Below are 8,963 nucleotides of genomic sequence, written 5' to 3' on the forward strand. Positions count from 1 at the left end.
GCTGGAACGGCACGAACGCCAGTGCCTGGCCGACGTGGAGCGGTGGATGGTGCGGTCGCTTCCGGTGCCCCTCGCCATCCTCGCCCGGGTGTGGCAACTCCCCACGACGTACGGGCACGGACCCGGCGCCGGAGAGCGCCGAGCCCGTGGACGTCGTACGGAGACCGATACGAAGGACCGTCAGAGAGTCGCCGCTGCCGCGGTGATCGCCGAGGCGAAGGTCGAGACCTCGGAGTAGACACCGGGCGCGTTGGCCCGGGCACAGCCGATACCCCAGCTGACGATGCCGACCTGAACCCACTCGTTGGCGCTGTCCCGGCGGAACATCGGACCGCCGGAGTCACCCTGGCAGGTGTCGACACCACCGGACGCGTACCCGGCACAGATCTCGTCAGCAGCGACGAGACCGCTGTAGCCGCTGTAGGAACGGCAGGTGGCATCGCTCACGAACGGCACGGTCGCCTTGAGCATGTACCGCTGCTGGGCACCCCCCTCGGAGGCCGAGCCCCACCCGGCGATGGTGAACGTGCCGGTGTTGTACTGCGTGGTGGTGGCGATCTTCAGCGTGGACTGCGTGGTGATGGGCGAGGCGAGCTTGATGAGCGCCCAGTCCTTGCCGTTGCCGTTGTAGCCGGGGGCCCGGTACACGTACGTGGACCTGACCTGGACCCGGCCGGTGGTCGACTGGAGGTCCACGACACCGGCGGTCGCCGTGATGCTGGTGTTGGCGCCGGTGCCGCTCACACAGTGCGCGGCGGTGAGCACGATCTGCTGGGTGAGCAGCGAGCCGCCACAGCCCATCGAGAGCCGGACCATGAACGGGAACTCGCCCTGCGCGGCCCGGGTGCCACCGACGACGGGCGCCGGAGCGGCCTGGGCGGAGGAGAGGGGCTGAAGGCTGATGATCGCGAGCGCGGCGGCGCCGGCGGCGACCGTTCTCTTGAGCGCGGTGATGAGCTTCTTCAACGTGATGCCTTCCGTGGGGGGTTGGACATACGCAGAAATGTCAGGCCCATGCCAAACAAACAGAAAGAACTCGTGCGCTTCATGGCATGAGCCGGTCAAAATCTGTTGAAGGATTATGGGAACGCTGTGAGCGTGCCCACAAGGGGCGAAATCCGGCCGCACCCATCGAGCCACAGGCCCGGGCCGGGGCTACACCGGCCTACGCACCGGCGTCGGGCAACCGCAGCCACTCGGCCCAGGACAGATCACGCCCGATGAACCGAGGCCGCACGAAGGGCCACTCGTCGCCGATCCACCGAGGCACAAGCTCATCGAGCGCCTGCTCGACCGCACCCCCCACGGCACTGTCGACAACCCACCAGGAGACCTCGGCATCGGCACCGTCCTTCTCGGGCGGATCGATGTACACACAGCCAAGCTCGACGCTTTCATCGCGATTGAGCAGCACGTAGTTGAAGGACTCATGGGCGTCGATCTCGGCGGCATGCCGCTCCAGATCGGCGAGATTGGCCTCGTAGGTGATGGAGGCGGCCGGCCACCCCCAGGCCTCCCCGAAGATGCTCCACAACCGCTCGCGCGACCCCATGACAGTCGGGTAGTCGATGACGGCATCGGCCCCACGAATCGGCCGCAGATGATACCCACCGGCCACGTCGACGTGGAGCGGGTGAACGAAGTCGCGGGGGAGCCAGGTCATGACCGGAGGCTAACGCCCACGTGGGCGCCTCGCACCGGGATGTCCCGGGGGAGTGGTCCACCGACGGCCGTACCGCTCCCCGGCGGCGTGCCACCAGGCGGGCGGGGAGACGCCGTCGCCGCGAGGGGCCGACGCCTGCCCGGGATGCAGGCCGAGGGCGCGTAATGCGTCCGACGCCACGTACACGGTGAACCATCCGCGCCAGTGCCCATCGACTCCGGGCTCGCACGCGAGGTCGTACCGAACCTCGTCAGGCGCGAACGGCATCCAGTCGATACCGCGTTCCCGCAGTCAAGCGCGCAGGGCGGCGAGGGGGCCGGGATGCCCGGGAAGGTTTTCGCAGGAGGTGATGGTGATCCACGCTGTGTTGTCCATGGGGCGGTCGTCCTCTGGGTGGTCAGGCCCGGTCCAGGAACGCGGTCCAGGTGCCGGGGGCGACGGTGAGGACCGGGCCGGAGGGGTTCTTGGAGTCACGGATGTGGATGGCGGAGGTGCGGGCGGCGACTTCGAGACAGTTGCCGCCCTCACTGCCGCTGTAGCTGGACTTGAACCACGCCAGGTCGTCCGAGAGGTTCTGGTGCCGTGCTGCGGTGGTCATGACTCTCCTAGCAGTCCATCCAGGAGGCGCACGCTCTCGTCGGGAGAGAGGGCCTGTGACCGCAGCATTCCATATTTCAGGTGATAGGAACTGACCTCGTCGGGGTCGTCCACAAGGAAGCTGGCGCGCTGCACCTCCAGGTACACCAGGCGTTCGTGATCCGGGGTTTCGAGCAGCACCATGGGGCCGTCGAGACAGGCATGGGGCGTGCGGTCCATAGGCATGATCTGCACGCTCATGTGGACGGGTTCGCAGGCTTCGAGGATCTTGCGGATCTGCTCGCCCATCACCTCCCGACCGCCGACCTCCCGCTGGAAGATGCTCTCCTCCAGGACGAAGTGCCCCACCGGCGGCTGCTCCCGCTGCCACATCAACTGGCGTTCCATGCGGGCGTTCACCCACTGCTCGGCCGTCTCGTTCCCGATCGCCGGATACCGGAAGTCGAAGACGGCGCGGCAGTACTCCGGAGTCTGGAGCAAACCTGGAACCGCCTGGGTCTCGTACGACAGAAAGCTGAGCGCCTCCTGCTCATGCTCAACCAGTCCCTGCGCGAACTGGACGACCCGCTCCCGGACTGGCACCTTGACCACCATCACGGCCAACACCCCACCTGTGTCGAGCAGTTCGTCGAACTGCTCGGCCCGGTCGAGTTGCAGCGCAAGTCGCCCCTGCTCGATGGAGCCGACGGTGTCGACGTGGATGTTCGCACGCTCCGCCAGCTGCTCCTGAGTCAGCCGTGCCCGCTTCCTGAAGTGGGAAACCGCCGCCCCGATGGCCTGCCATGAACTGCCCCGCCTGGGCCTCTTCGCCGAATGCATGCGTGTCCCATTCCCCCGTTCCCACCCGAACCCCTCGTAGTGGAGTCGTAGCAATCGGAACTACGACTTCACGTACTGCTCCACAGTAGTGACTCCCTGTGACAGTGGCCCCATGAACGCACAACCCCAACTCCTCCACGCCCGCCAGGCGTTCTACCGCCGCGACCGCAGGTCGGTACGCCTGGCCCGCGACTTCACCCGCGAGACCCTCACCGACTGGGGCACCCCCGAGCGCACCGACGACGTGCTGCTCTGCGTGAGCGAACTGACCACGAACGCCCTCCTGCACGGCGTACCGCCGGGCCGGGGCTTCCTCCTCCAACTGGCCCTGGCCACCGACGGCGTACTGCGCGTCGAGGTCCACGACAGCGGCTCGGGCGAGATCCATACGCCGGATCTCGGTCCGGAAGCCGAGGAAGGGCGGGGGCTGCTCATCGTGGCGGGGTTGGCGGACAGGTGGGGGGTGGGGGAGCGGTGCCCCGGTAAGTCGGTGTGGTGCGAGTTCGGGCTACGTGTGTGAACTATTCGGCGTTCCGGCGTGCCTCGATGGCCTGCACTTTGTCTCCGGCGAGGTCATAGGCATCGGCGGATGACATCGGCTGCCGTGACCGGTCCGTTGCCGAGGCAGTTAAGGGAAACGTACTTCCGGGAAACGTATTTCCCCAAATGATCCTGCAGGAGGCCAACCACGCCCCGCCCGACCCCCGAACTGCCCAAACCCACAGACATGTTCGACCGCGACCGGGAGTGGAGCGACCTGACGGCCTTCGCGTCCGACACAGGCCCGGAAGCCACCCTGGCCGTGGTCTCCGGGCGGCGCCGCCAGGGCAAGTCCTTTCTCCTGGACTCGCTCGCCCGTGCCGCCGGCGGTTTCTACTTCTGTGCGTACGAGGCGACCGAGGCCGAGTCGCTCCGCCGCTTCGGCGAGGAACTCGGCCAGTACACCGGCACCGTCGCCCCCATGCGCTTCGACCGCTGGGAACAGGCGATCGACGCCCTGCTCGCACTCGGCGCGGAACGCCCCCTCCCCGTCGTCATCGACGAGTTCCCGTACCTGGCCCGGGCCACCCCCGCCCTCCCCTCCATCATTCAAGTCGCCTACGGACCACGCCGACCCGAGCGTCTGAACTCCCGTACCCGACTTCTCCTCTGCGGCAGTTCGCTCTCGTTCATGGGCAAGCTGCTCAGTGGTACGTCCCCCCTGCGCGGCCGGGCCGGGCTCGAACTCGTCGTCCATCCCCTCGACTTCAGGCAGGCCGCCGCCTTCTGGGGCATCGACGACCACCGCCTCGCGCTCCTCGTGCACAGCGTCGTCGGCGGAACCCCCGCCTACCGAAGGGAGTTCGTCCGCGACGACGTCCCCGTCGACCTGGCCGACTTCGACGCCTGGGTCTGCCGTACGGCGCTGTCCCCGCGCTCCCCGCTCTACCGCGAGGCCCGTTATCTCCTCGCCGACGAGTCGGACCTGCGGGACCGCGCCCTCTACCACTCAGTCCTCGCGGCACTGGCCTCCGGAAACGGCACGGCGGGCCGGATCGCCGGCTGCCTGGAGCGGCCGATCAGCGACATCACACACCCGCTGACCGTCCTCCAGGACTGCGGACTCGTACGGAGGGAGGTGGACGCCTTCCGAGGGAACCGCAGCGTCTACCGGGTCGGCGAGCCGCTCATCGCCTTCGACCATGCCATCTCCCGGCCGAAGCTCGCCCTGCTGGACCGGGGGATGGCCGAGCATGTCTGGGAGACCGCCAGGCCCCGCTTCCTCTCAGCCGTCGTCGGCCCGCACTTCGAGCAGGTCTGCCGTGAGTGGGTGGCCCACTTCGCGGCGCCGGACACCTTCGGCGGCATGCCCATCGATGTCTCGTACGGGACAGTCCCCGACCGGACCGCCCGTACCAGCCACGAGATCGACGTGGTCGTACGGGGCGCGGTGGGCCAGGACAACGGCGTACTGCTCTCCTTGGGCGAGGCCAAGTGGGACCAGGTGATGGGAATGGGGCACCTCGAGCGCCTGCGGCAGGCCGAACGGCTGCTGGCGGATCGCGGGGTCGACACATCCGCCGTACGGCTCGCCTGTTACAGCGGGGCAGGGTTCACCGGGGATCTGCGGGCTGCGGAGAGGCGGGGGGAGGTGGTGCTGGTGGATCTGGCGCGGTTGTACTCGGGTGAGTGAGCCGCGCGGCCTTCCAGCGAAGGTACTAGGACAGTATCTGGCCCAATTTCTTCCTACCGTGTCCCCATGACCACCCCCGACGAGCCGGACGACGTACTCAACGGCGTCCCGATCAAACCCTTCGCCGACGCCCCCGCCCTAGACGCCTGGCTTACCGCCCACCCCTCCCCACAACCCGCCGCCCTCTGGGTGAAGGTCGCCAAGAAGGGGTCAGGTCTGCCCTCCGTCGGCTTCGCCGAGGTCAATGACGTGGCCCTCTGTCATGGGTGGATCACCGGGCAGCGCAGGAGCCTCGACAGCTCGCACTTCTTGCAGAAGATCACCCCGCGTCGGCGGGGCAGCGCGTGGTCGATGGTCAATGTGCGGCGGGTGGCGGAGCTGGTCGAGGCCGGGCTCATGCGGCCCGATGGGCTCGCGGAGGTCGACGCCGCGAAGGCGGACGGGCGGTGGGAGGCGGCGTACGAGTCCCAGCGGGATGCCTCCGTGCCGGACGACCTCGTCGCCGCGCTGGAGCGCGAGCCCCGCGCCAGGGCGGCCTTCGAGGCGCTCGGCAGGACGGGGCGGTATCAGGAAGTGATCCTGCCGCTGCTCACCGCCCGTACGCCGGAGACCCGGGCCGCGCGTCTCGCGGCGGCCGTCGCCAGGCTGGCGGAGGGGGCCGCGGATTCCCGGCCCTGAGCGGACACCGGGGCATCCGTCACCCGGTGCCGCTCCACCTCCGCCCGCCCGAAGCCTCGCGCGGAACCGGCGGAACCACGCGTCGCGTCACGCGTTCCTGATCGCCGAGATGTCGAAGTTCAGCTTGATCTTGTCCGACACCAGGACGCCACCCGTCTCCAGGGCCGCGTTCCACGTCAGGCCCCACTCCGAGCGCAGGATCTCGGCCTTGCCCTCGAAGCCCACGCGCTCGTTGCCGAACGGGTCCTTCGCCGCGCCGTTGAACTCCAGGTCGATGGAGATCTCCTTGGTGGTGCCGAGGATCTCCAGGTCACCGGTGATGCGGTAGTCGTCGCCGCCCAGGGACTCCGCCTTGGTCGACCGGAACGTCATCGTCGGGAACTCGTCCGTCCGGAAGAAGTCCGCGCTTTTCAGGTGGCCGTCGCGGTCGGCGGAGCCCGTCTCGATGCTGTCCATCTTGATGTCGAGGGACGCCGTCGAGTTGGACGGGTCGGTGCCGTCGAGGTGCAGGGTGCCCTCGAACTCCTGGAAGCTGCCCTTGACGTTCGTCACCATGGCGTGCCGGGCGACGAAGCCGATGGTCGTGTGCGAGGCGTCGATCGTGTAGTCGCCGGTCAGCGCGGCGAGCTCCGGGGTCACGACTCCGGTGGTCGTGGCTGCGTCGCCGTCGGTGGTCTTGCGGCCGAAGATACCCATGACGTGCTCCTTGGGGACGGGTTGTTGAAGCTTTAATCAATCCAACGAGAGGAACCGTAGTCCTATTCCGTTCAAGGTTCAACATCATCCGGGGAGTGTCGGCGAGGTTACTCCGGGTGCCGTAATCCCGCCCGGTGCGGCAGGGGTGTCGTCTCGACGGCTTTGTGAGACCTCCACAACCCGAACGCCCCCTGAGCAGTCGGGTCGGCTGCATGCCGACGTTGTTCTGTTCAGGGGTACCAGGAAAACGCGCCGGAGACTGTACGGAGTCGACGGCCCGGTTTTCTTGCTCGACTTCGTATGGTCACTACATGACCTTTATCGACGAGGCGCAGGGTGGGTCCGCGGGCGAGCCGACAGGAGAGCCGACGGACGCACGCGGGCGCGTGGCCGAGCTGCACGAGATCCGTGCGCGGGCTCTGGCCGGCCCCAGCGAGAAGGCCACCGAGGCGCAGCACGCCAAGGGCAAGCTGACCGCCCGGGAGCGCATCGAGCTGCTCCTCGACCCGGACTCCTTCAACGAGGTCGAGCAGCTGCGCCGGCACCGCGCGACCGGCTTCGGCCTGGAGGCCAAGCGGCCGTTCACCGACGGCGTCATCACCGGCTGGGGCACGGTGGAGGGCCGTACGGTCTTCGTGTACGCCCATGATTTTCGGATTTTCGGTGGTGCGCTCGGTGAGGCCCACGCCACCAAGATTCACAAGATCATGGACATGGCCATCGCGGCCGGGGCCCCGCTCGTCTCCCTCAACGACGGCGCCGGTGCCCGCATCCAGGAGGGCGTGAGCGCCCTCGCCGGATACGGCGGCATCTTCCAGCGCAACACCAGGGCTTCCGGGGTCATCCCGCAGATCTCCGTGATGCTCGGCCCGTGTGCGGGCGGCGCGGCCTACAGCCCCGCCCTCACCGACTTCGTCTTCATGGTCCGCGAGACCTCGCAGATGTTCATCACCGGCCCGGACGTCGTCAAGGCGGTCACCGGCGAGGAGATCACCCAGAACGGCCTCGGCGGCGCCGACGTGCACGCCGAGACGAGCGGCGTCGCGCACTTCGCGTACGACGACGAGGAGACCTGCATCGCCGAGGTGCGCTACCTCCTCGCGATGCTCCCGCAGAACAACCGCGAGAACCCGCCGCGCGCCGAGTCCGAGGACCCCGCCGACCGGCGCAGCGAGATCCTGCTGGACCTCGTCCCGGCCGACGGCAACCGGCCGTACGACATGGCCAAGGTCATCGAGGAGATCGTCGACGACGGCGACTTCCTCGAGGTCCACGAGCGTTGGGCCCGCAACATCATCTGCGCGCTCGGCCGGCTCGACGGCCAGGTCGTCGGCATCGTCGCCAACCAGCCGCAGAGCCTCGCCGGTGTCCTGGACATCGAGGCGTCGGAAAAAGCTGCACGGTTTGTCCAGATGTGCGACGCTTTTAACATCCCGATCGTCACGCTGCTGGATGTCCCCGGCTTCCTGCCGGGCGTCGACCAGGAGCACGGCGGAATCATCCGGCACGGCGCGAAGCTCCTCTACGCCTACTGCAACGCGACCGTTCCGAGGATCTCGCTGATCCTGCGCAAGGCGTACGGAGGCGCGTACATCGTCATGGACAGCCAGTCCATCGGCGCCGACCTCACCTACGCCTGGCCGACGAACGAGATCGCCGTGATGGGCGCCGAAGGTGCCGCCAACGTCATCTTCCGCCGTCAGATCGCGGACGCCGAGGACTCCGAGGCGATGAGGGCTCGGATGGTCAAGGAGTACAAGTCCGAGCTGATGCACCCCTACTACGCCGCCGAGCGCGGACTGGTCGACGACGTCATCGACCCGGCCGAGACCCGTTCGGTGCTCATCAGGTCGCTCGCGATGCTGCACACCAAGCACGCCGATCTGCCTTCGCGAAAGCACGGCAACCCCCCGCAGTGATCCCGCGCGGTAACCCGGCGGATCCTTCGCGGTACACCCGCGGAAACCTCTCTCACGGAGACTGTGACCTATGAACACCACTGACATTCGCGTCGAGAAGGGCCATGCCGAGCCCGAGGAAGTCGCCGCCATCACGGCGATCCTGCTGGCCCGCGCGGCAGCCGCACCGGCGGCGCCCGTGGCCCACCGGCGCCCGAAGGCCGGCTGGCGCCGACTGGAGCGCGAGGGCGGCTTCCGCGCTCCGCACAGCTGGCACTGAGCCTTCTGAGCCTGGGTTTTGAAAGGGCCCCCTTCCGCGGTGCGGGAGGGGGCCCTTTCGTGTGTGCGTCGGCCGCGGGCCGGTGGGGGCTTGTCGCGCAGTTCCCCGCGCCCCTAAAAGCACCAGCCACACCACCGCGGGGACCACGGCCACCACGAT

The 8,963-nt window shown here is 68.2% G+C and carries 10 protein-coding genes and 1 pseudogene; 6 read left to right on the top strand and 5 right to left on the bottom strand.

Annotated elements, in window-relative coordinates; all coding sequences use genetic code 11:
• A pseudogene (locus ACWCRB_RS47150) lies at positions 1–103 on the top strand (DUF4132 domain-containing protein); the annotation flags it as partial.
• Positions 104–180: 77 nt separating this feature from the next.
• On the opposite strand, the gene ACWCRB_RS47155 reads toward ACWCRB_RS47150, so the two are convergent.
• From ACWCRB_RS47155 to ACWCRB_RS47170, 4 genes are all read right to left on the bottom strand, one after another.
• On the bottom strand, positions 181–966 hold the full coding sequence (locus ACWCRB_RS47155; RefSeq protein WP_451001965.1) for a S1 family peptidase: 786 nt from the start codon (positions 964–966) through the stop codon (positions 181–183).
• Positions 967–1,165: 199 nt separating this feature from the next.
• Positions 1,166–1,663 carry an N-acetyltransferase gene (locus ACWCRB_RS47160; protein ID WP_451001966.1) on the bottom strand — a complete coding sequence of 166 codons (498 nt, stop codon included), beginning with the start codon at positions 1,661–1,663 and terminating at the stop codon, positions 1,166–1,168.
• 397 nt (positions 1,664–2,060) lie between these two features.
• Positions 2,061–2,261, bottom strand: coding sequence for a DUF397 domain-containing protein (locus ACWCRB_RS47165; RefSeq protein ID WP_451001967.1), 201 nt, complete (start codon positions 2,259–2,261; stop codon positions 2,061–2,063).
• Positions 2,258–3,079 carry a helix-turn-helix domain-containing protein gene (locus tag ACWCRB_RS47170; protein ID WP_451001968.1) on the bottom strand — a complete coding sequence of 274 codons (822 nt, stop codon included), beginning with the start codon at positions 3,077–3,079 and terminating at the stop codon, positions 2,258–2,260. The genes ACWCRB_RS47165 and ACWCRB_RS47170 overlap by 4 nt, the downstream gene beginning before the upstream one ends.
• A 112-nt stretch (positions 3,080–3,191) precedes the next feature.
• On the opposite strand from ACWCRB_RS47170, the gene ACWCRB_RS47175 reads away from it, so the two are divergent.
• From ACWCRB_RS47175 to ACWCRB_RS47185, 3 genes are all read left to right on the top strand, one after another.
• Positions 3,192–3,599, top strand: coding sequence for an ATP-binding protein (locus ACWCRB_RS47175; RefSeq protein ID WP_451001969.1), 408 nt, complete (start codon positions 3,192–3,194; stop codon positions 3,597–3,599).
• A 207-nt stretch (positions 3,600–3,806) separates the two neighbouring features.
• Positions 3,807–5,252, top strand: a complete 1,446-nt coding sequence (locus tag ACWCRB_RS47180; protein WP_451001970.1) for an ATP-binding protein — start codon at positions 3,807–3,809, stop codon at positions 5,250–5,252.
• A gap of 66 nt (positions 5,253–5,318) precedes the next feature.
• On the top strand, positions 5,319–5,930 hold the full coding sequence (locus ACWCRB_RS47185; protein WP_451001971.1) for a YdeI/OmpD-associated family protein: 612 nt from the start codon (positions 5,319–5,321) through the stop codon (positions 5,928–5,930).
• Between the two features lie 87 nt (positions 5,931–6,017).
• On the opposite strand, the gene ACWCRB_RS47190 is transcribed toward ACWCRB_RS47185, so the two are convergent.
• Positions 6,018–6,626, bottom strand: coding sequence for a YceI family protein (locus ACWCRB_RS47190; RefSeq protein ID WP_451001972.1), 609 nt, complete (start codon positions 6,624–6,626; stop codon positions 6,018–6,020).
• 386 nt (positions 6,627–7,012) lie between these two features.
• Here ACWCRB_RS47190 and ACWCRB_RS47195 point away from each other — a divergent pair, with 386 nt between their 5' ends.
• Both ACWCRB_RS47195 and ACWCRB_RS47200 read left to right on the top strand, forming a co-directional pair.
• Positions 7,013–8,545 (top strand): acyl-CoA carboxylase subunit beta, encoded by a 1,533-nt coding sequence (locus ACWCRB_RS47195; protein ID WP_369034884.1) that lies wholly within the window; start codon positions 7,013–7,015, stop codon positions 8,543–8,545.
• Between the two features lie 70 nt (positions 8,546–8,615).
• Positions 8,616–8,804: an acyl-CoA carboxylase subunit epsilon gene (locus tag ACWCRB_RS47200; RefSeq protein WP_451001973.1), complete on the top strand. Its 189-nt coding sequence runs from the start codon at positions 8,616–8,618 to the stop codon at positions 8,802–8,804.
• Positions 8,805–8,963: the final 159 nt, after the last annotated feature.

Source organism: Streptomyces sp. NPDC002156 (assembly GCF_053593675.1).

Excerpts from the sequence above, each read along its gene's own strand:
- ACWCRB_RS47160 (WP_451001966.1), bottom strand. The coding sequence starts at position 1,663 with ATGACCTGGCTCCCCCGCGACTTCGTTCACCCGCTCCACGTCGACGTG.
- ACWCRB_RS47165 (WP_451001967.1), bottom strand. The coding sequence starts at position 2,261 with ATGACCACCGCAGCACGGCACCAGAACCTCTCGGACGACCTGGCGTGG.
- ACWCRB_RS47170 (WP_451001968.1), bottom strand. The coding sequence starts at position 3,079 with ATGCATTCGGCGAAGAGGCCCAGGCGGGGCAGTTCATGGCAGGCCATC.
- ACWCRB_RS47175 (WP_451001969.1), top strand. The coding sequence starts at position 3,192 with ATGAACGCACAACCCCAACTCCTCCACGCCCGCCAGGCGTTCTACCGC.
- ACWCRB_RS47180 (WP_451001970.1), top strand. The coding sequence starts at position 3,807 with ATGTTCGACCGCGACCGGGAGTGGAGCGACCTGACGGCCTTCGCGTCC.
- ACWCRB_RS47185 (WP_451001971.1), top strand. The coding sequence starts at position 5,319 with ATGACCACCCCCGACGAGCCGGACGACGTACTCAACGGCGTCCCGATC.
- ACWCRB_RS47190 (WP_451001972.1), bottom strand. The coding sequence starts at position 6,626 with ATGGGTATCTTCGGCCGCAAGACCACCGACGGCGACGCAGCCACGACC.
- ACWCRB_RS47200 (WP_451001973.1), top strand. The coding sequence starts at position 8,616 with ATGAACACCACTGACATTCGCGTCGAGAAGGGCCATGCCGAGCCCGAG.